Source organism: Micromonospora sp. NPDC005291 (assembly GCF_040607415.1).
Classification (GTDB): Bacteria; Actinomycetota; Actinomycetes; order Mycobacteriales; family Micromonosporaceae; genus Micromonospora.
Genome location: NZ_JBEXGR010000005.1, coordinates 330,454 through 350,157, shown reverse-complemented (window position 1 = coordinate 350,157; position 19,704 = coordinate 330,454). Strand labels below are relative to the sequence as shown.

General features: G+C 73.6%; 19 protein-coding genes. 8 read left to right on the top strand and 11 right to left on the bottom strand.

Annotation, left to right across the window (positions count from 1 at the left end):
* Positions 1-45: 45 nt before the first annotated feature.
* On the top strand, positions 46-549 hold the full coding sequence (locus ABZT18_RS10250; protein ID WP_354993799.1) for a hypothetical protein: 504 nt from the start codon (positions 46-48) through the stop codon (positions 547-549).
* On the opposite strand, the gene ABZT18_RS10245 is transcribed toward ABZT18_RS10250, so the two are convergent.
* The gene (locus ABZT18_RS10245; protein ID WP_355250992.1) at positions 539-2,128 is read right to left on the bottom strand and encodes an MFS transporter; all 1,590 of its coding nucleotides are present in this window, start codon (positions 2,126-2,128) and stop codon (positions 539-541) included. The genes ABZT18_RS10250 and ABZT18_RS10245 overlap by 11 nt on opposite strands.
* 81 nt (positions 2,129-2,209) lie before the next feature.
* Here ABZT18_RS10245 and ABZT18_RS10240 point away from each other — a divergent pair, with 81 nt between their 5' ends.
* Both ABZT18_RS10240 and ABZT18_RS10235 read left to right on the top strand, forming a co-directional pair.
* Positions 2,210-2,971, top strand: coding sequence for a TetR/AcrR family transcriptional regulator (locus ABZT18_RS10240; protein WP_354993801.1), 762 nt, complete (start codon positions 2,210-2,212; stop codon positions 2,969-2,971).
* Between the two features lie 10 nt (positions 2,972-2,981).
* Positions 2,982-4,016 carry a helix-turn-helix domain-containing protein gene (locus tag ABZT18_RS10235; RefSeq protein ID WP_355250989.1) on the top strand — a complete coding sequence of 345 codons (1,035 nt, stop codon included), beginning with the start codon at positions 2,982-2,984 and terminating at the stop codon, positions 4,014-4,016.
* A 170-nt stretch (positions 4,017-4,186) separates the two neighbouring features.
* Here ABZT18_RS10235 and ABZT18_RS10230 read toward each other — a convergent pair whose 3' ends face one another.
* The 8 genes from ABZT18_RS10230 to ABZT18_RS10195 are packed head-to-tail and all read right to left on the bottom strand — an operon-like array spanning position 4,187 to position 12,691.
* Entirely contained in the window at positions 4,187-5,170 is a 984-nt protein-coding gene (locus tag ABZT18_RS10230; RefSeq protein ID WP_354993803.1) for a DNA topoisomerase IB, read from the bottom strand.
* Positions 5,154-6,107 carry a glycosyltransferase family 9 protein gene (locus ABZT18_RS10225; RefSeq protein WP_355250987.1) on the bottom strand — a complete coding sequence of 318 codons (954 nt, stop codon included), beginning with the start codon at positions 6,105-6,107 and terminating at the stop codon, positions 5,154-5,156. The genes ABZT18_RS10230 and ABZT18_RS10225 overlap by 17 nt, the downstream gene beginning before the upstream one ends.
* Positions 6,104-6,805, bottom strand: a complete 702-nt coding sequence (locus tag ABZT18_RS10220) for an SDR family oxidoreductase (RefSeq protein ID WP_355250984.1) — start codon at positions 6,803-6,805, stop codon at positions 6,104-6,106. Before ABZT18_RS10220 ends, ABZT18_RS10225 begins: the two co-directional genes overlap by 4 nt.
* Positions 6,802-8,226 (bottom strand): PfkB family carbohydrate kinase, encoded by a 1,425-nt coding sequence (locus tag ABZT18_RS10215; RefSeq protein ID WP_354993806.1) that lies wholly within the window; start codon positions 8,224-8,226, stop codon positions 6,802-6,804. Before ABZT18_RS10215 ends, ABZT18_RS10220 begins: the two co-directional genes overlap by 4 nt.
* A 16-nt stretch (positions 8,227-8,242) precedes the next feature.
* Positions 8,243-8,959 carry an SIS domain-containing protein gene (locus ABZT18_RS10210; RefSeq protein ID WP_354994052.1) on the bottom strand — a complete coding sequence of 239 codons (717 nt, stop codon included), beginning with the start codon at positions 8,957-8,959 and terminating at the stop codon, positions 8,243-8,245.
* Positions 8,956-10,173 (bottom strand): glycosyltransferase, encoded by a 1,218-nt coding sequence (locus tag ABZT18_RS10205; RefSeq protein ID WP_354993807.1) that lies wholly within the window; start codon positions 10,171-10,173, stop codon positions 8,956-8,958. Before ABZT18_RS10205 ends, ABZT18_RS10210 begins: the two co-directional genes overlap by 4 nt.
* Positions 10,158-11,132 carry a glycosyltransferase gene (locus tag ABZT18_RS10200; protein ID WP_354993808.1) on the bottom strand — a complete coding sequence of 325 codons (975 nt, stop codon included), beginning with the start codon at positions 11,130-11,132 and terminating at the stop codon, positions 10,158-10,160. Before ABZT18_RS10200 ends, ABZT18_RS10205 begins: the two co-directional genes overlap by 16 nt.
* Positions 11,129-12,691: an HAD-IIIA family hydrolase gene (locus ABZT18_RS10195; RefSeq protein ID WP_355251022.1), complete on the bottom strand. Its 1,563-nt coding sequence runs from the start codon at positions 12,689-12,691 to the stop codon at positions 11,129-11,131. The genes ABZT18_RS10200 and ABZT18_RS10195 overlap by 4 nt, the downstream gene beginning before the upstream one ends.
* 268 nt (positions 12,692-12,959) lie before the next feature.
* Here ABZT18_RS10195 and ABZT18_RS10190 point away from each other — a divergent pair, with 268 nt between their 5' ends.
* Together ABZT18_RS10190 and ABZT18_RS10185 are read left to right on the top strand one after the other, a co-directional pair.
* Complete coding sequence (locus tag ABZT18_RS10190; protein ID WP_354993809.1) at positions 12,960-13,406, top strand: SRPBCC family protein; 447 nt, start codon at positions 12,960-12,962, stop codon at positions 13,404-13,406.
* Between the two features lie 184 nt (positions 13,407-13,590).
* On the top strand, positions 13,591-14,358 hold the full coding sequence (locus ABZT18_RS10185; protein ID WP_354993810.1) for a polyprenol monophosphomannose synthase: 768 nt from the start codon (positions 13,591-13,593) through the stop codon (positions 14,356-14,358).
* A gap of 56 nt (positions 14,359-14,414) precedes the next feature.
* On the opposite strand, the gene ABZT18_RS10180 is transcribed toward ABZT18_RS10185, so the two are convergent.
* Positions 14,415-16,022 (bottom strand): NAD(P)/FAD-dependent oxidoreductase, encoded by a 1,608-nt coding sequence (locus ABZT18_RS10180; protein ID WP_355250981.1) that lies wholly within the window; start codon positions 16,020-16,022, stop codon positions 14,415-14,417.
* Positions 16,023-16,094: 72 nt separating this feature from the next.
* On the opposite strand from ABZT18_RS10180, the gene ABZT18_RS10175 reads away from it, so the two are divergent.
* A complete protein-coding gene (locus ABZT18_RS10175) occupies positions 16,095-17,528 on the top strand; it encodes an aldehyde dehydrogenase family protein (RefSeq protein ID WP_355250978.1) in 1,434 nt (477 codons plus the stop codon).
* 70 nt (positions 17,529-17,598) lie between these two features.
* Here the strand turns inward: ABZT18_RS10175 and ABZT18_RS10170 are convergent, their stop codons facing one another.
* Positions 17,599-18,000: a ChaB family protein gene (locus tag ABZT18_RS10170; protein ID WP_355165992.1), complete on the bottom strand. Its 402-nt coding sequence runs from the start codon at positions 17,998-18,000 to the stop codon at positions 17,599-17,601.
* Between the two features lie 175 nt (positions 18,001-18,175).
* Between ABZT18_RS10170 and ABZT18_RS10165 the strand changes: the two genes are divergently transcribed.
* Together ABZT18_RS10165 and ABZT18_RS10160 are read left to right on the top strand one after the other, a co-directional pair.
* Entirely contained in the window at positions 18,176-19,156 is a 981-nt protein-coding gene (locus tag ABZT18_RS10165) for a YihY/virulence factor BrkB family protein (RefSeq protein ID WP_354993814.1), read from the top strand.
* 100 nt (positions 19,157-19,256) lie between these two features.
* A complete protein-coding gene (locus ABZT18_RS10160; protein ID WP_354993815.1) occupies positions 19,257-19,673 on the top strand; it encodes a DUF2795 domain-containing protein in 417 nt (138 codons plus the stop codon).
* The last annotated feature ends 31 nt before the right edge of the window (positions 19,674-19,704 follow it).

Genomic DNA, 19,704 nt, shown 5'->3' with positions numbered 1-19,704 from the left:
GGCCAACCGATTGACCAAACAGAGCAGGGTGGAAGGGGCGTTGCCGTGATCGAGCAGCCGGCGTACACCGGTTTCGGTTTCTCCGACGAGGAGTGGGGGCTGCTGGTCGGCCTGCCGCAGTCGGTGCTGACCGCGGCGAGCGCCGCCGAGTCCGACGGCACCCGCCGGACCATGGCGGAGAACGCGGCCGGGTTGGAGACCATCGCCGCTGGCCGGGAGTCAGCCAGCCCGCTGGTCGTCGCCGTGGCCAGCGAGATCGTGACCCGGGTCGGCGATCCGGACACCGGCGAGGAGTTGCCGGTCATCGCGCCCGCCGACCCGCGGGCGATGATCGACGACGTGCTGCTGCGGGCCGCCGAGGCCGCCACGCTGCTGGCCGCACGGGTCGACGAGGGCGCGGCCGGCGCGTACAAGCACTGGCTGGTGAAGATCGCCGAGCAGGTGGTGGGCGCCGCTTCCAGCGGCGGGCTGCTCGGCCTCGGCGGCGAGTCGGTCAGCGACTCCGAGCGGCGCTTCCGCGACCGGCTCGCGCACGTGCTCACCGACTGACCGACGACAACGACGTACCGGCCGGACCGGTCGGCTCGGCGGCCAGCGCCGCGGGGTCGGCCGGCCGGACGCCGCGGAGCGCGACCAGCGCGGTCACCGCGCCCAGCAGCATCGCCACCATGGCGGCGATCGCGGCGAGGTGCAGCCCGTCGGTGAAGGCGACCCGTGCGGCGTGCAGTACTGCGTCGGCCAGATCCGCCGGGAGCCCCTGCGCCACCGCGAGCGCACCCCCCAGTGTCTCTCGCGCCTCGCCACTGGCATCCGCGGGCAACCCAGCCGGCAGACCGTCGACGATCTCGCGGCGGTAGATCGCCGCGCCCACGCTGCCGAGGATGGCCATTCCCAGCGCGCCGCCCAGCTCGCTGCTGGATTCGGTCAGCGCCGAGGCGACACCGGCCTGCTCGGGCGGCGCCGCGCCGAGGACCAACTCGGTGACGAGTGACATCACCATCACCAGGCCACCGGCGTAGACGCTGGCGCCGGCGAGCAGCAGCCACAGCGGCGTCTCCGGTGTGACCCGGGTCAGGACCGCGAAGCCGAGCACGGCGATCCCGAAGCCCGCGCCGATCAGGTACGCCCGCTCGACGCGCTGGGCGAGCGCGGCGGCGGCCGGCGCGATTCCGCCCACCGCGAGCGACGGCACCAGGCTCCACAGTGCGGCCCGCAGCGGGCTCAGGCCGAGCACCAACTGGAGGTGCTGGGTGGTGAAGATGGCGAAGCCGACCAGGGCGAACATCGCCAGCAGGCTGACCGCGAGCGACCCGGCGAAGCCGCGACGGCGGAACAACGCCAGGTCGATCATCGGGTACGCCCGGGTCCGCTGGCGGTGCAGGAACAGCGCCCCCACCAGCAGGCCGGCGACGATGGCGAGCACCCGCACCGGGCTGAGGCCGTCGCGGGCCATCTCCTTGATGCCGTAGATCACCGGCAGCAGCGCGCCGAGCGACAGTGCTGCGCTGATGAGGTCGAACCGCCCGGTCGCCGGGTTGCGGAACTCGGGCACCAGGATCGGGGCGAGCAGGAGCAGCATCAGCATCGCCGGGATGTTGATCAGGAAGATCGAGCCCCACCAGAAGTGCTCCAGCAGGATGCCACTGAGCACCGGGCCGATCGCGATGCCGCCGGTGAGCGTGGCGGTCCAGATGCCGATCGCGGTGCCGCGCTGCTTGGCATCGTGGAACATGTTGCGCACCAGGGCGAGCGTGGACGGCATCAGGGTGGCCCCACCGACGCCGAGCGCGGCGCGCGCGGCGATCAGCGTCGCGGCGCTGTCGGCGTACGCGGCCAGCAGCGATGCCGCCCCGAACGCGGTGGCGCCGATCAGCAGGAGCCGGCGTCGGCCGATCCGGTCGCCCAGAGCGCCCATGGTGATGAGCAGCCCGGCCAGCACGAAGCCGTAGATGTCGAAGATCCAGAGCTGCTGGGCTCCGGTGGGGCGCAGTTCCTCGCTGATGAACGGGACGGCGAAGTAGAGCACCGACACGTCCATCGAGACCAGGAGCAGCGGCAGCATCAGCACCGTGAATCCGATCCACTCCCGCCGGCCCGCGCGCGGTGCCGGTGTGCTCGTCGTCGTCATGATGAGTTCCCTTCTGCGTATGTCGTACGCTGTTATGCGTAGACCATACGCAGAACTAGGATGACGAAGCAAGGAGGAAATGTGGCGGCGAAGACAGACGACAGCGGGCCAGTGATCCCGCCGGCCATCGAGAGCGCCTGGGGGCTGCGGGAACGGCCACCCAAGGGCCCCCGGCCGGGGATGAGCGTGCCCGCCATCGTGGACGCCGCCGTCCGGGTGGCCGACGCCGACGGGCTGGCCGCCGTCTCGATGAGCCGGGTGGCCAAGGAGTTGGGCGCCGCCACCATGGCCCTCTACCGATACGTCGGCTCCAAGGACGAGCTGCTGATGCTCATGGTCGACGCCGGGTACGGCCCGTCACCCGGCCCGCCCCCGCCGGACCACGAGTGGCGCGCCGGCCTGATCCGGTGGGCCTGGGCCGAGCACGAGGTGCTGCGGCAACGATCCTGGTTGCTGCACGTGCCGATCACCGGCCCGCCCATCACCCCGCAGCAGCTCGGCTGGATGGAGGACGGGCTGCGCTGCCTCGACGGCACCACGCTCGCCGAGAGCGAGAAGATGTCGGTGCTGCTGTTGATCACGGGCTACATCCGCAACGAGGCCACCCTCACGGCACAGATCGCCGAGGGCAGCCGGGCGGCCGGCGTCGCACCGAGTGAGATGATGCCGGCGTACGGTCGGATGGTGGCCCGGTTGATCGACCCGGATCGCTTCCCGGCGCTGCACCGGGTGCTGACCTCCGGAGTGCTCAGCCAGGACGACGACCCCGACGACGAGTTCACCTTCGGCCTGGACCGGATCCTCGACGGCATCGAGGCTCTGATCCAACGGCGAGCCGCCTGAGGAGCGCAGGATGCTGCACCGGGACACCGTCGACACCACCGTCCTGCCGCCGAGTGAACGATTCGGGATGTGGCTGGACCTGGTCGCGCGTACGTCAGCGCCGATGCGGATCTGGTCCGCGCACGCCGGCGACTTCACCGCCCGGGCCGACTTCCTCGACCTCGGCCCGATCCAGCTGATCAACTACCACTACCCGTCGCTGGAGGCCACCCGGACGGCCAAGCTGATCCGCCAGTCCGACCCGGAGCTGTACATGCTCGCCCTCACCACCGACGGCGTCGGCACGTCCAGCCAGGACGGCCGACACAGCGAGATCCGTGCCGGCGAGTTCACCTTCTACGACGCATCCCGCCCGCACGACGTCGGCCACCACGCGACCGAGCCGGAGCAGGGCCGGGCCAGCTCGATCATCACCATGATTCCGCACGCCGCACTGCCGCTGCCGCCGCAACGGATGGCCGCGCTCTACGGCGGCCGCATGTCCGGCAGCGAGGGGATCGGCGCGCTGTTGGCGCAGTTCCTGCTGCAGGTCACCGGGCACCCCGAGCAGTACCACGCCGCCGACACCAGCCGCCTCGGCGCGGTGGGGCTGGACCTCGCCACCACCATGCTCGGACGGCACCTCGTCGCCGAGGACGCGGTGCCCACCGAGGTCCGCCGCCGGGCGCTGCTCACCCAGGTCCACGCGTACGTCCACCGACACCTGGGCGACGCGACGCTCAGCCCACAGTCCGTCGCCGATGCCCACCACATCTCGGTGCGGTCGCTGCACCGGTTGTTCGAAGCCGAGGACTCGACCGTGGCGTCGTACATCCGAGACATGCGGCTGGCCCGGTGCCGGCGGGACCTGACCGACCCGGCCCTCCGCAACCAACCCGTGCAGGCCATTGCCGCCCGCTGGGGGTTTCCCGACAAGGCCCACTTCAGCCGGGTGTTCCGGATGGCCTACGGGATCAGCCCGCAGGCGTATCGGGAGAGCAACTCGGATCCGGCGCGGATCGTCAACCGCGCGGCGTTCACGGTCAACTCGGTGCGGGCAGACTGACAGCCAACGTGGCCGACCGCCGCCCGCACCGCCGGGTCTGCGGGAGGCCGCCAACGGGGGCCGTGGCGAGCGCCCGCCGCCAGGCGCGGCGGGCGGCCGCCCGGTGGCCCCCGGTCACACCTGAGGCCCCGGCCCCGTCACTCTCCCCCCAGGACCGTCGGCGGGGCCGGTCAGGCCTTCTCCAGCAGCTCCAGCACGATTCGCTCGGCCTCCTCGCGTGGTGCCCCCGGGTCCACCGGCGCCACCACCCCGTCGTGGTAGAGGTCGACGACCCGCGGGTCCACGTAGGACGCGCGAGCCACCGTCGGAGTGTTGCCCAGCAGTTCGGCCACCTCGCGCATCACGGCGACCACCGCCTTGCGACGGGCGGTCACCGATCGGGCCGGGCCGGCGGTGGCCAGCTCGGTGGCGGCGAGCACGGTGGCGTGCCAGGTGCGGAAGTCCTTGGCGGTCATCTCCCCGCCACTGGCGTCGCGCAGGTAGCCGTTGACCTCGTCGCTGCGCACGTCGCGCCACTCCCGGCCGTCCCAGTAGCCGAACAGCCGGTCCGCCTGCCTCCGGCGACGGCGCAGATTGACCAGCACCTGGCACAGCTCCGGGTCCTCGATCCGGCGGACCTGCTCGATGCCACCCTTCGCGGGAAACTCGAAGACCACGCAGCCGCCCCGGGAACGGGCATGCTCGGGGCGCAGGGTGGAGACCCCGTACGTCGGGTCGTCCCCGGCGGCGTACTGGTCACTGCCGACCCGGAACATCCCCATGTCCAACAGTCGGGCCACCGTGGCCAGCACCCGGTCCCGGCCCAGCCCTCGGCCGTCCAGGTCACGCCCCACCCGCTCCCGCAGCGCCGGCAGCCGTCGGGCCACTTCCAGCATGTGGTCGAACTTCGCCTCGTCCTGCTTCTCCCGCCACAGCGGGTGGTAGACGTACTGCTTGCGCCCGGCCGCGTCGATCCCGATCGCCTGGATGTGCCCGTTCGGGTGTGGTGAGATCCAGACGTTCTGCCAGGCCGGAGGGATGACCAGCTCCCGCAGCCGGGCCAGGGCATCCGGATCCCGGACCGCACCGCCGGTCGGGTCGACGAAGAGCCAGCCCCGTCCGCGCCGGCGCCGTCCGTACCCCGGTCGACCCGGGTCGCTACGCCGCAACCGCACCGGAGACCCGCACCACCCTTTCCACCTCAGCCACGGCGGCCAGCACCTCGTCGAGGCGCAGAGCGGCCATCGTCGGGTGGCTTCCTACCCCGTCCCACCTGGGCCAGTCCCCCTCGCCGGCCCAGAGCACCCGGTGCCGGGGCCGATCCGGTGGCGGCCCCCAGTGAGCCGGTGGCACCGGCCCGAAGAGGACGACCGACGCGGTGCCGTACCCGGTGGCCAGGTGAGCGACCCCGGTGTCCCCGCTGACCACCAGCCGGGCGTCGGCCACCAGCGCGGCGAGCGCGCCGAGGCCGGTCCGGCCAGCCAGAACGGAGTCGGATGCCAGGCCGGCAGCCTCGGCCACCCGGGCCGCCAGCGCCCGTTCGTCGGCCGAGCCGGTGAGCAACACCCGATGCCCCTGGTCGGTGAGTGCCCGGGCCAGCGCGGCGAACCGCTCGGCGGGCCACCGCTTGGCGGGGATCTTGCTGCCGGGATGCAGCACGGTGACTCCGGTGGGCAACCCGGCCGATCCGGGCCGGCGCAGGCCCAGGTCGGCGCGGTCGGCTGGAATGTCGTACCAGGACAGCAGGCGGCACCACCGGTCCACCTCGTGCTCGTCGGTGGCCCACCGCGGCCCGTCGGTATGGCCGGCGTCCGGTGCGACGAAGGCGAGCAGGCGGCCGGGCCGGGTGGCCGCGAGCAACCGGTGCGACTGCGGGCCGCGCCCATGCAGGTTGACCGCGACCTGCGGAGCCGACCCGACCCGGATGGGTCCATCCAGCCCGGCGGTGTCCACCAGCCGGTCGACACCGCCGACCAGGTCGACCAGCGGGGCCAGCCAGGCGGGCGCGGCGAGCGCCAGCTCCCGACCGGGGTACGCGGCCCGCAGCGCCCGCAGCGCGGGCACCGCGGTGACCAGATCACCGACGCCGAGGGCGCGCAGGACGAGGATCACGGGTACGAGGTCTCCTGCTCGGCGCAGACCACCAGCTCGCGAACCGCACAGCCGGGCGGCTGGTTGAGCGCGAACATGATCGCGGCAGCGGTGTCGACGGGATCGTTGAGGATCGCGTCCGCCCCCGGCTTGTACTGCGGGTCGCGCTCGTCGAAGAACGAGGTACGCATCCCGCCCGGGATGAGCAGGGTGACGCCGACCTGACCGGCCAGCTCGGCGGCGAGGGCGCGGGTGAAGCCGACCACGCCGAACTTCGCCGCGCAGTACGCGGTGGCGTCGCTGACCGCCTTGACGCCCAGGGTGGAGGCGACCGTGACGATGCGGCCCCGAGACGTCAGCAGAAACGGCAGCGCGGCCCGGATCACCGCTGCGGTGGCCAGCAGATCGACGGCGACGATCCGGTCCCAGGTCTCCCCCGGCAGATCGGCGAGTCGACCCGGCACATCCGTCCCGGCGGCGGTGACCACCGCGTCCAGGCCACCGGCCTGCTCGGCGATGTGCTGGGTGGCGACCTCGGCGGCTCGGGTATCGGCCAGATCGCACTCGGTCCAGGACACCCCGTCGACCGGCGGCTGCCGGTCCAGCACGAGCGGCCGACCGCCGGAAGCGGCCACCGCGGCGACCACCGCGGCGCCGAGCCCGCTGGCGCCGCCGGTGACCAGGACGGTGGGCCCGGCGCTGGGCCGCGTGGCGGTCATCGGGTCCGCCCCCCGATGGAGCGGACGATCATGTCGGTGGTGGAACGACCGTCCAGGTAGGGCACCACCACCGTGTTCCCGCCCCACCGACGCAGGACCTCCGCCTCCGGCAGTGTGGCGGCGGCGTCCCCACCGCCGGTGGCGTAGTCGCCGCCCTTGACCCAGATGTCCGGTCGTACCCAGGACAGTGCCGCGTCCGGGGTCGGCTCGTCGAAGATGAGGACCGCGTCGACGCAGCTCAAGGCGGCCAGCAACCGGGCGCGGTCACCCTCGGACATCACCGGTCGATCCGGCCCCTTCAACCCGGCGACACTGGCGTCGGAGTTCACACAGACGATCAGGCAGTCACCCAACTGCCGGGCCGCCTCCAACGTGGCCACATGCCCCGCGTGCAGCAGGTCGAAGCAACCCCCGGTCGCCACCACCGTGCCACCCGCGGCCCGTACCTCGCCCAGGAGCGTGGCAACCGCAACGACTCCCACCCGGTCGCCACCCCGGCCGACCACACCAGCGTTCATGGGAGGCACCGGCGGAGGCAGGGCCGCCGCCACTCCCCCACCGGCCACGTACGCGGACGCCTCGGCGACCGCCGCCTGCACCGCCTCGGAGACCAGCGCGCCCTGGGCCAACGCGAGGCTGGCGGCGGCCGCGAACCGGTCGCCTGCCCCGCAGGTGTCCCCCTCGGCGCTGCCCGGGGTCGGCACCACCAGCGGCGTCGACCCGGCGTGGCAGAGCAGCGCGCCGTCACCGCCCAGCGTCACCGCGACCGCACCGGCCCGCCAACGCCGCCGTAGCCCCTGGGCACCACGGGACGCCGTAGCCAGCCGGGAGGCACCGGGCAGTGCGGGAACCAGGTCGCGCACCTCCGACTCGTTCGGGGTGGCCAGGTGGACGCCGGGCACCGCCGCCGGCCCGCGCGGGTGCGGGTCCCACACCACCGGCGCGCGGGTGGCGGCCAACGCGTCGCGTAGCGCGGGCTGCCGGGCAACGCCCCGGCCGTAGTCGCTGACCAGCACCGCGGACGCCGCGCCGATCACGCGGAGCACCTCGTCGGAAGGCTGGCCCGGCTCGCCGGACGCGCCGCCACGGTCGTGGCGCAGCAGCACCCGGCCCCGGGCCCGCAGCCGGATCTTCTCCGGCGTCGCACCGGACAGGGCCAGTGGGTACACCTGCACGCCGGCGGCGGCGAGCAGCGCGCTCAGTCGGGCCCCACCGGCGTCGTCGGCGAGCGCGGTCACCAGCACCACCTCGGCGCCCTGCGCGGCGGCGAAGACCGCTGCCAGGCCGGCACCACCGGGTCGGTCGATGGCCGCGGTCTCGTCGAGCACCGGCACCGGGGAGTCCGGGCAGAGCCGGTTCACCACCCCTTCCACGTCCCGGTCGAGCAGGGTGTCCCCGAGCACCACCACAGGTCCCCTCACGCTTGCCTCCTCATCCTCACGCGTCGACCTGCTGTCCCGGCCCACCGTCGAGCACCACCTCGACCCCGGTGCGCACCGGCCCGGACGGGAGCTGACCGGCCGGCGCGGGCTCCGCCGGCACCGGGTGGGCGGCCGGTGGTCGGGCGGCTGCTGCCAGCGCGGCGGGCAGTTCCTGTTCGAGGTACTCGCAGAGCAGGTGACTGGTCACGAGGTGCAGCTCCTGAACGACCTGGGTGTCCGGGGACGCGACGGCCAGCACGTCGTCGCAGGCGTCGGCGAGGGCGTTGGGGGCGGCCCCGGTGAGCGCCCAGGTGGTGAGGCCGGCGTCGCGGGCAGCCTGCGCGGCCGTGACCAGGTTGGGGCTGGCGCCGCTGGTGCTGAGCAGCAGCAGGACGTCGCCGGGACGGCCGTGGGCGCGCACCTGGCGGGCGTAGACGTCGCCGTAGCCGTAGTCGTTGGCGATGGCGGTGAGCGCGCTCGTCTCGGCGTGCAGGGCGATCGCGGACAACGGCTGACGGTCGTGGTGGAGCTTGCCGACCAGCTCGGCGGTGAGGTGCTGGGCTTCGGCGGCGCTGCCGCCGTTGCCGGCGACCAGCAGGCGACCTCCGGCGGCCAGCCGGTGGGCCAGGTCCGCGCCCCAGCGCGCCAGCTGCGACTCACACCGCCGGTACGGCACCAGCGCCGCGGAGAGATTCGTCAGGTGGGTGTCGAGCAGACTCCCCGCCGGCATCAGGCCACCACCCGGGTCGGCCGGCGCACCGCGGCCACCTCGCTGTAGACCTCGACCAGCCGCTCGGCGGTGGCCGCCCACGAGTACCGCGTCCGGGCCCGCTCGCGCGCCGCCGCCGCGTACGCGAAACGCCGGATCCGGTCGTCGAGCAACCCCTGGATCGCGGTGGCCAGAGCATGCGGGTCCCGCGCCGGCACGAGGTCACCGGTCGTCCCGTCGACCACGGTGTCCCGGATGCCGCCGACAGCGGTGCCGACGACCGGCACCCCGCAGGCCATCGCCTCCAGCGGAGTCAACCCGAACGGCTCGTACCAGGGTGCGGCGACCAGGAGGTCCGCCGAGCGGTACCAGCGGCCCATCTCCTCCCGCGGTACCGCGCCGACCAGGTGCACCCGGTCGGCCACCCCGCACGACTCAGCGAGGGCCCGCAGCCGCCGGGCGTACGGGTCGGTCTCCAGCAGCCCTTCGGGCGGGCCGCCGACGACCACGCACTCGGCGTCCGGGACCAGCGCCATCGCGCGGATCACGGTCTGGAAGCCCTTGCGTTCGACCAGCCGGCCCACGGTCAGGATCCGGGCCTGACCCGGCTCGCGGTCGGCGGCCGGCCCGAGCGGGGCGAACGTGGCGAGGTTGACCCCGGAGGGCACGACGGTCATCCGGGACCGGGGCACACCCATCCGGACCAGTTCGCCCACCTCGTCGCGGCACTGCGCGATGATCCGGTCCACCGAGCGGCCCAACTCCCGCTCATAGGACACCCGCCGGGCCGGGCTGGTGTCCTGCACGCCCTGGTAGCGGCGCTTCACCGTGCCGAGCGCGTGGTACGTCTGCACCACCGGCACCCCGGCCTGCCGGCCGGCCGTCAGCGCCGCCAGGCCACTCATCCAGAAGTGCGCGTGGATCACCTCGGGCACCCAGTCCCCGCCCCGCCAGCGCTCGATCAACCAGCGACTGAACTCCCGCATGTGTGGCAGCAGCGCGTCCTTGGCCACCGGCTCGGCCGGGCCGGCCGGCACGTGCACCACGTCGTACCCATCCGGGCTGCGGACGGTCACCGGCAGGTCGAGCGCGTCCCGGCGGGTGTAGACCCGCACGTCGTGCCCGGCGGCGGCGAGCGCGGCGGACAGCTCCGCGACGTGCGTGTTCTGGCCGCCGGCGTCCTCCCCTCCGAGGACGGCGAGCGGGCTGGCGTGCTCCGAGATCATCGCGATCCGCATACTTCCTCCTCCAGCAGCCGGTCCCAGTCAGCGAGGAAACGGTTGAGGCCGTACTTGTCGCGCGCGGCCGTTCGCGCCGCCGCGCCGGCCTGGCGCGCGGTCGCCGGTTCGGCGATGAACCGGCGGGCGGCGTCGAGCAGGGTGTCCGTCCGGGTGGCGAGGGCGCCCGCCTCCGGGGGCACCGCCGTCACCGCCTCGGTGGTGGCGAGCGCGACGACGGGCATGCCGATCGCCATCGCCTCGATGAGGCTGAGCCCGAGCGAGGTCCACCGGCACAGGTGCAGGTAGGCACGCCGCCGGGCCAACTCGGCGTGCATCCGCTCCTGGGGTACGTCGTCGTGGCTGGTGAGCCGGTCGGCGGGCAGCCCGAGGTGCTCGGCCAGGCCGGCGACGCCCATGCCGAACACGTCCAGCGGCGCGATCTCGGCGAAGCGGGGCAGCAGGTCGGTGCCGGTGACCCGCCCTCGTCGTACCGGCTCGTTGATCACCACGGCGAGCCGGTCCAGCTCTCCGGTGTAGGACGCGGAGGGGGCGACGATGCCGTGGTCGACCACGGTGGTGCGGCTGTCGCCGGTGTCCCAGAAGATCTGGTTGAACCCGGTGACGTGGGCGATGAGCAGGTCGTCGCGGTCGGCCATCGGGTGGCGCGTGTTGGGCACGTCGCCCTTGGGGGTGTTGTGTTCGACGTAGATGGCGGGGATGTCGCGGCCGGGGCGGCGGCGCAGCCACGCCTCGGCCCGGTCGATCTCCTCGGGGCGTTGCAGGATGACCAGGTCGACGTCGGTGCCCGGCAGGTCCTCCGGGGTGACCTCGACGGCGCTGTCCGGCCAGGGGTAGGTGCGGGCCCGGCCGAGGCCGTAGGGGCCGCGGTCGGGTGTGGTCGGGATCAGGTAGCGGTGGCTGCCGTGCACGAACGACGTGGTCCAGGAGCCGTGCACGTGCCAGAGCAGGATGTTCATCGGCCACCACCACCACTGACGGCGAGCGTCCGGAGAGCGTCGACCACCTCGTCGGGGTCGATGCCGCTGAGGCAGGGGTGCCCGGGGACGGGGCAGCTGGCTGCCCGGGTGTCCCGGCAGTTCGTGGCGGCATCGCCGAGCCGGACGGTGGGCACCCGGTACGGCCCCCACTGGCCGAACGGAACGGTCGGCGCGAAGAGACTCACCACCGGCACACCGGCGGCGGCGGCCAGGTGCGCGGGTCCGGTGTTGCCGACGACGACCGCGCCGGCGTCCGCCACGATCGCGGCCAGCCCCGCCAGGTCGGTTCGGCCACCCAGGTCGGTGCCGCCGGCCGCCGCGACCCGGGCGGTGACCGCACGCTCGTCGGAGCCGCCGGTGACCAGCACCCGGTGCCCGGCGGCGGTCAGCGCCCCGGCGATCCGGGTCGCCAACTCGGGCGGGCAGGCCCGGCTCGACGCGGCCGAGCCGGGATGCAGCACCACGTACCCCGGGTCGCCGAGGTCGGCCGGGCGTGGCGCCACGGCGTCGCGTCGGAGCCGGAGCACGGGTTCGTCGTCGTCGGGCAGCCGGTGGCCGGCGGCGGCGGCGAGGGAGAGGGCACGTTCGGGTTCGGGGACGCCCGCCGGCACCCGGTGCCGGATGTCCAGCAGTGAGCCCGGATAGTCGTCGCTGATCGCCGCGATCCGACCGATCCCCGCCATCCGCAGCAGCAGCGCCAGCGGCAGTGCCGACTGGTGGAACGAGGTGAACACCACCGCCTGATCCGCGCCGACCGCGCCGAGGCGCGCGGTCAGGCTTCGCATGGCCTCGGGGTCGACCCGCGCCGGCGTGGGGTCGATCCACGGCAGCGGGTGCTCGATGATCTCGTCGATGCCGGGCAACAGGTCGGCGGCGGCACGTCCGCGCGGCCCGCACAGCAGCACCACCCGCTGCGCCCCGGCCGCGACGGCGCGGATCGCCGGCCCGGTGACCAGCACGTCCCCCACCGAATCCGACCGGACGACCAGCGCTGTCCGCACCGGGTCACCGGGCGGCGTCGCGGGCTGCACGGCCTGTTGGCGGCGCAGGATCTCGTCCACCGCCGCCGGCAGATCGGTTTCCACCCATCCGGCGGCGGCGATCTCCTCCGGCCGGGTCACCGGCGTGGGCACCAGCACCCCCGCGGCCCCCGCGGCCAGCGCGGCGGCGACGTCCCGGCCGATGTCGCCCACCATCACACACCGGGACGCGGTCGTGCCCAACTCCCGGGCGGCGGCGTGCACCAGGCCGGGCGCCGGCTTGCGGCAGTCGCAGTTGTCGGCGTCGTCGTGTGGGCAGATCAGCCACGCGTCGAACCGGCCCAGCAGCTCCTCGACGCGGGCGTGCACCGCCCGCATCTGCTCCCCGGTGAAGTAGCCCCGGGCCAGGCCCGACTGGTTCGTCACGACCGCCAGCCGCAGCCCGGCCGCCCGGAGCCGATCCAGCCCCGCCCGAGCTCCCGGCACCGGCCGCACCTTCTCCGGGTCGCCGTTGTACGGCACGTCCTCGATCAGGGTGCCGTCGCGGTCCAGCAACACGGCGTCGTACAGGACGGGTCGGAGGTTCCCGACGGACCCGGAACCGGCGCGGTCAGCAGCGGCGTACACCCCGGCTGACCTGCGCTGATACGGATCCTCCTGGTCCTGTCGCACAGCCGGCGGGTTCCCTGCGCCCCGAGGAGTAAACGTCGTCGTCGGCGCGGTGGACCAGCGCCGCCAGCGGTGCCCCGTGTCGGCCTTACCCGCCGCGAAGGAGAAGCTAACGCGATGGCCGTTAGCTCCGCCGCGGCGCGGGTATGGGAGCCCAGTGGCGATTGTGGAGAAAGTGATCGAAGCTCCCCCGCAGCAGGTGTTCGACGTGCTCGCCGACGGGTGGACGTACAGCGACTGGGTCGTGGGCACGGCACACGTGCGCGACGTGGACGACGCCTGGCCCCGGGTGGGCAGCCAACTGCACCATCGGGCCGGGCCGTGGCCGTTCTCCTTGCAGGACGCGTCGACGGTGCTGGTCTGCGAGCCGCCGCACCGGCTCGTGCTGAAGGCCGGTCTCTGGCCGGCTGGCGAGGCGATCGTGGCCTTCACCCTGCAACCGGTCGGCGAGGGCGCCACCCGGGTCCGTATCGGGGAGGACTTCGCCGCCGGCCCACTGCGCTGGGTCCGCAACAAGATCAATGATTTGGTGCTGCACCTGCGTAACCGGGAGACGCTGAACCGGCTCTCCGACATCGCCACGCGGCAGAAGGGCTCGGCGTGACGCAGACCGGCGCCGACACCGGTCGTCGCAAGCGTTGACCGGCAGCGCGACGACCAGCGGATCGATGCCCGGGCGCTGCGGTGGATCGCCTTCCGCAACGCCCGGCAGGGGTGCCTCTTCAAGCCGGATGTGACAACTGGATACCCTTCTAGGAGCCCCTGCCCGCAAACCGAGGATGTCCGACATGATCGAGCCTGTGCAGCTGCCGTCGCCGTGGCGGGACGCACGCCTGACCGTCGTCGTGCCCACCTACAACGAGGCGGGCAACCTACCCGCGCTGGTCGAGCGACTGCTCGCACTGCCGCTGCCGGGGCTGCGCATCCTCGTCGCGGACGACAATTCCCCCGACGGCACTGGCGATGTGGCCGACAAGCTGGCCATCGAGCATCCGGACCGGATCGAGGTCGTGCACCGCGCCGGCAAGGAGGGCCTCGGCCGGGCGTACGTGGACGGGATGGGGCGGGCGATCGAGGGCGGCGCCGAGTACGTGGCGCAGATGGATGCCGACCTGTCGCACCCGGCGGCGGCGCTGCCGGGGATGCTGGGCGCGCTGCTCTCCACCCAGGCCAGCGTGGTGATCGGTTCCCGCTACGTGCCCGGTGGCGAGCTGGACGAGAACTGGCCGCTGTACCGTCGGGCCCTCAGCGGCTGGGCGAACCTCTACGTGCACACCCTGCTGCGGGTACGCATCCGGGACCTGACCGCGGGCTTCAAGATCTGGCGGGCCGACGCACTGCGGGACATCGACCTGGAGCGGGTGCAGTCCAACGGCTACAGCTTCCAGGTGGAGATGCACTACCTGGCCACCAAGCTGGGGCACACCATCCTGGAGGTGCCGATCCGCTTCGAGGAGCGGCGCGACGGGGAGTCCAAGATGACCACCGCCACCAAGGTGGAGAGCGCCCTGATGCCGTTCCGCCTGCGCAGCAAGCACCGCAACATCACCCGCTGACCCGCGCATCCCGCCTGTCCGTGACGGAGTCGCGACGGGCGGGTCGGCGCGGGCGGTCAGTCCGGGTAGACGGCGCGGTGCGCGGCGCCGATCGCGGCGGCGTAGGCGCGGCCGGTGAGCGCGCGGTCGCGGGCCAGTGCCGCGCGGGCCGCGTTCGCGCCGGGTGCGCCGTGCACCCCGCCACCGGGATGCGCCGACGCGCTGGCCAGGAAGAGCCGGTCCACCGGGGTGTCCGCCCGGCCCAGGCCGGGGATCGGGCGCAGGAACAGCTGCTGGTACGCGGCGGCGGTGCCGCCGCCGAGCGTGCCACCGACCAGGCTCGGGTTGCCCTTCTCCAGGTCGGCTGGCCCGGCCACGTGTCGGCCGACGATCAGTTGCCGGAAACCCGGCGCCGCCGCCTCCAGCACGTCCTCCATCCGCTGCACGTGCCCGGCGACGTCCTCGGCCCGCCAGTCCCGTCGGAACGGCAGGTGCGTGTACGACCAGAGCGACTCGGTGCCCGGCGGTGAGTGGCTCGGGTCGGCCACCGACATCTGCCCGAGCAGCAGGAACGGGTCGCGCGGCAGCTCGCCGCGGGCCAGCTCACCGGCGTAGCGGGTCAGCCCGTTGAGGTCCGCGCCGAGATGCACGGTGCCGGAGCCGGCCACCTGCGGGTTCGTCCACGGCACCGGCGCGGAGAGCGCCCAGTCCACCTTCAGCGTCGAACCGTCCCACCGGAAGTGCGCCAGGTCCTCCACCAGCCGCGACGGCAGCGCCGCCGCGCCGACCAGGTCGAGGTAGAGCGCTGGCGCCGGGACGTCGGCCAGCACGGCCCGGCGGGCCCGCCACAGCGCCCCGCCCACGGTGCGTACCCCCATCGCCCGTCCCCGGGCGGTGAGCACCCGGTCGACCCGGGCGCCGTAGAGGATCCGACCGCCGCGCGCCTGTAGCCGGGCCACCAGCGCGTTGGTGATCTGCTGTGCGCCGCCGTCGGGCACCGGCCAGCCGACCTGCTGGCCGAGCATGGCCAGCAACCACCCGTACACCCCGGAGCCGGCCTCCTCCGGGGACAGGTCGGTGTGCAGGGCGCAGCCGGCCAGCAGGGCCGGCCCGCCGGGGCCGTCGAAGAGTTCGTCGCCCAGCTTGCGGACCGGCACCACCAGGCGCCGGGCCAGTCGCAGCGCGCCGGCGACCCGCAGTTGGCGCAACAGGCCCAGCCCGCCGCGTACCGGCGGGAACGGCGTGGTGATGGTCTCCAGCATCGGCTCGGACACGTCGAGCCAGTCGGTGTACGCGTTGAGCCAGCGCTTACCGTCGCCCGGGGCGAACTGCTCCAGCGAGCCGGCCGTGACGTGCGGGTCCCGGTTGATCACCGCGGCCCGCCCGTCCGGCAGCAGATGCGCCAGCACGTCCGGCGAATGCCGCCAGGACAACCCGTGCTGGCCCAGGTCGAGGTCGCGCAACACTGGTGAGGCGTACCCCAGGGGGTAGAACGAGCTGTAGAGGTCGCTGAGATAGCCGGGCGCGGTCACCTCGGCGGAGCGGACCGCGCCGCCGGGCACCGCGGTCGCCTCCAGCACCACCACGTCCCACCCGGCGTCCGCCAGCAGGTTGGCCGCCACCAGGCCGTTGTGGCCGGCCCCGACGACGACGGCGTCCGCGCTCTCTGCGCCGGTGGTAGTCATCCGATCCGCCTACCCGGCGTGCAACCGGGCGAAACGCGTTTGTCCCGCCGACGCCGGGGCATCCAGCGCCGCATGTACACGGTTGCGCAGCTGGTGGGCGGGGTGTGGGGAGCGGGCGGCGCGGGCGGCGAGCTGGTCGTCCACGATCCGGCGGACGGTTCGCCGGTGAGCCAGGTGCCGGTGGCCACGGCCGATGAGGTCGGCAAGGCGGTGGAGGCGGCGCGCGAGGCGGCCTCGGAGTGGGCGGCGACCGCGCCGGCCGAGCGGGCGGCGGCGCTGCACCGGGCCGCCGACGCGGTCGCCGCGGTCACCGAGGAGCTGGCGGCGGCCGTCACCGCGGAGATGGGCAAGCCGCTGGCGGATGCCCGCGGCGGCGTCGAGGCGGGCATCGGCACCCTGCGACAGTACGCGGAGCTGGCCCCGCTGCGCGGCGGGCGGACGCTGCACGGCGCATCGGACGCGCTGGACTTCATGACCCCGCAACCGCGTGGCGTCGTGGCCGCCATCACCCCGTGGAACGACCCGGTGGCGGTCTCGTGCGGGCTGCTCGGCGCGGCCCTGGTCACCGGCAACGTGGTGCTCTTCAAGCCCAGCGAACGCACCCCGGCGACCGGCTGGCTGCTGGCCCGGGCGCTGGACCAGGCGCTGCCGGCCGGGGTGCTGTCGTTGCTCACCGGTGGGCCGGAGGTCGGTGCGGCGCTGGCCGGCCAGGACGTGGACGTGGTCGCGCACGTCGGCTCCACCGCGACCGGGCGGGCGATCGCCGCCGCCACGGCCCGCACCGGCGCCAAGGCGCTGCTGGAGAACGGCGGCAGTGACCCGTTGATCGTGGACGCGGGCGTCGACCCGGATTGGGCGGCCGGTCAGGCCGCGCTCGGCGCCTTCGCCAACGCCGGGCAGCTCTGCGTGGCGGTGGAGCGGATCTACGTGCACCGGGAGGTGGCCGACGACTTCGTGGCGGCGCTGGTGCGTCGCGCCGACGCGCTGCGGGTCGGGCCGGGCCGGGACCCGGGCACCGAGCTTGGCCCACTGGTCGACAGGCGGCACCGCGACCACGTGCACGGGCAGGTGACCGCGGCGGTGGCGGACGGCGCGCGGGTCTGTGCTGGCGGAGAGCTGCCGGACGGGCCGGGGTCGTTCTACCCGGCCACCGTGGTCACCGACTGCCGGCACGACATGCCGCTGGTGCGGGAGGAGACGTTCGGGCCGGTCGCCCCGGTGGTGGTGGTCGACTCGTTCGACGAGGCGCTGCGCTGCGCCGCGGACTCCCCGTACGGGCTGGCCGCCACGGTGTTGACCGCGTCGATGAGCCACGCGCAACGGGCCTGGCGGGAGTTGCCGGTGGGCACCGTCAAGGTCAACGCGGTGTTCGGGGGCGCGCCGGGTGGTGCCGCACACCCGCGTCGGGCCAGCGGGCAGGGCTTCGGATACGGCCCGGAACTGCTGGACGAGTTCACCGCCACGAAGGCGGTGCACATCGAGGCCCCCGGAGGCGGGCACTGGTGAACGGTACGGGCGGACGCCGGGATGGTGCGTCCGCCCGTACCGCGTCGGTTGTGTTCCGGTGCGGCGGCGGTCAGTCGCCGCGGGCCTTGCGGGTGGCCCGGTCGTTGGCCTTCTCGATCGCCTTGACCAGGTCCGGCTTGGTCATGCTGGACCGACCGGGTACGTCCAGCTTGCGCGCCACCGACATCAGGTGGTCCTTGGTGGCGTTGGCGTCCACCCCACCCGCGGTGGGTGCCCGCCGTTCCGGCCCGCCGCCGGCGGCCTGTTGGTCGCTCGGGCCCTTGCGGCCCTTCGGCTCCCAGTGGTCTCCGACCTTCTCGAACTCGTGCTTCACCGCGGCGAAGGCGGTGCGGTGCGACCGCTCCCCCTCGCCGTAGGTCTCGACCGCCGAGTCGTGCGTCTTCTCCCAGGTGCGCTGCGCCTTGTCCGGGGAGCGCCGCAGCGTGCTGGGCATGTCCTCGCGCCCGGGCATCTCGTCCTCCTCCGTGTCGAAAGGTTCCCATGACCGTTCCCCCCTGAGGGGGCGGCAAACCGTACGCGGTGCCCGCAGGCGCTGGGCGAGTTTCTCGATTTCCCGATCCGGGTACGGCGGGGCCAGGCCCGACCGGACGACCGGTCATCCGGTGGCCGGGGCACAGGGAGCGGGCATGACGACCACGGAGCCCGGTACGACGGTCGGCGGCACGGAGGGCACGCGGGTGCCCCGCCGGATGCGGCAGCTGAGCTGGCGGACGTGGCGTGGGGTGGTGGTCCGCAGCGTGCGGAACTTCGTCACCGACAACTGCTCCGACTGGGCCGCCGCGTTGACCTACTACGGGGTCCTGGCGCTCTTTCCGTCCGCCATCGTGGTGGTGGCCCTGGTCGGTCTGGTCTCCAAGGGCGAGCAGACCGTCGACACCGTCGTCGACCTGGCGAAGCAGATGGGTGCCGGGTCGGTGGTGGCCGAGGGCGGCGTGGTCGGAGTGATTCGGACCGTGGTGGTCGAGCAGAGCAACCCCAAGCTGCTGCTGAGCTTCGGCCTGTTGGGAGCGCTGTGGTCCGCGTCGGGCTTTATCGGGGCCTTCACCCGGGCCTCCAACGCCGTCTACGGAGTGACCGAGGGCCGGCCGGTCTGGAAGCTGCGGCCTCTGCAGATCGGCCTGGCCGCGATCACGCTGGTGCTGCTCGCGCTGGTCGCCCTCGGCCTGATCGTCAGTGGCCCGGTCACCGACGCGGTCGGGGACCTGATCAACGCCGGGGGCCTGGCCCGCACGATGTGGAGCGTGGCGAAGTGGCCGGTGCTCGCCATGATCATGTTGGCGCTGCTGTCGCTGCTGTTCTGGATCGCGCCGAACGTGCGGCAGCCCCGGTTCCGCTGGCTCACCCCGGGCGGCGCGGTGGCCCTGGTCGCCTGGGCGCTCGGCTCCTTCGGCTTCGGCCTCTACGTGGCCAACTTCGGCTCGTACGACACCACCTACGGCAGCCTGGGGGCGGCCATCGCGTTCCTGGTCTGGCTCTACCTGTCGAACTCGGCGCTGTTGCTGGGCGTGCAGATCAACGCCGAGGTGCAGCGCGGGCGACAGTTGCAGGCCGGCGACCCGGACCCCGAGGAACCGGTGCTGCCGCCGCGCAAGCCCGCCGACGACTGAGCCCGGTTCGGCCTCGGATGTCCGGCACCGGGCCGCGCCGAGGGCCGGTGCGTGGCCCGATGCCGGTTTATCGGGCGGGGTGCCGGGTAGCGCAGAAGGCATGGAGCGTGGCAACAGCAAGCACGGACCGAGGATCGACGAACAGATGAGTCAGGAGGTCAGCGGTCTCGTACAGGGGCCGGGGACCGGGGGCTCTCGGGTCGACGAGTCGCGAGTGCCGGAACCGGCTGGCGAGGACCAGCCGGAGACGACCACCGCCCCGGCCGGTGACCTGCGTACCGGCACCCCGCAGGGGATGAGTTCGACAGACGTCGAGCAGCGCAGCCGGCTCGGCCGGTTCATCTCGATGAGCGCCCTTCCGGGCGACCGCCTGGTGCTCATCGCCAGCGCACGCGAGAACGAGGCGCCGGACGACATCGTGGCGGCGCTGGAACGCCTGCCCGACGGCACCCTCTACCAGACGGTTTCCGAGGTGTGGGCCGCGCTCGGCAACAAGAACGAGACAACTCGCTGGTGACCGGATCACCCCCCGATCCGGGAGACCACCA

Coding starts and splice junctions, on each gene's coding strand:
- ABZT18_RS10175 (WP_355250978.1), top strand. CDS start 16,095: ATGTACACGGTTGCGCAGCTGGTGGGCGGGGTGTGGGGAGCGGGCGGC.
- ABZT18_RS10170 (WP_355165992.1), bottom strand. CDS start 18,000: ATGCCCGGGCGCGAGGACATGCCCAGCACGCTGCGGCGCTCCCCGGAC.
- ABZT18_RS10235 (WP_355250989.1), top strand. CDS start 2,982: ATGCTGCACCGGGACACCGTCGACACCACCGTCCTGCCGCCGAGTGAA.
- ABZT18_RS10185 (WP_354993810.1), top strand. CDS start 13,591: ATGATCGAGCCTGTGCAGCTGCCGTCGCCGTGGCGGGACGCACGCCTG.
- ABZT18_RS10165 (WP_354993814.1), top strand. CDS start 18,176: ATGACGACCACGGAGCCCGGTACGACGGTCGGCGGCACGGAGGGCACG.
- ABZT18_RS10245 (WP_355250992.1), bottom strand. CDS start 2,128: ATGACGACGACGAGCACACCGGCACCGCGCGCGGGCCGGCGGGAGTGG.
- ABZT18_RS10180 (WP_355250981.1), bottom strand. CDS start 16,022: ATGACTACCACCGGCGCAGAGAGCGCGGACGCCGTCGTCGTCGGGGCC.
- ABZT18_RS10220 (WP_355250984.1), bottom strand. CDS start 6,805: ATGACCGCCACGCGGCCCAGCGCCGGGCCCACCGTCCTGGTCACCGGC.
- ABZT18_RS10200 (WP_354993808.1), bottom strand. CDS start 11,132: ATGAACATCCTGCTCTGGCACGTGCACGGCTCCTGGACCACGTCGTTC.
- ABZT18_RS10160 (WP_354993815.1), top strand. CDS start 19,257: ATGGAGCGTGGCAACAGCAAGCACGGACCGAGGATCGACGAACAGATG.
- ABZT18_RS10205 (WP_354993807.1), bottom strand. CDS start 10,173: ATGCGGATCGCGATGATCTCGGAGCACGCCAGCCCGCTCGCCGTCCTC.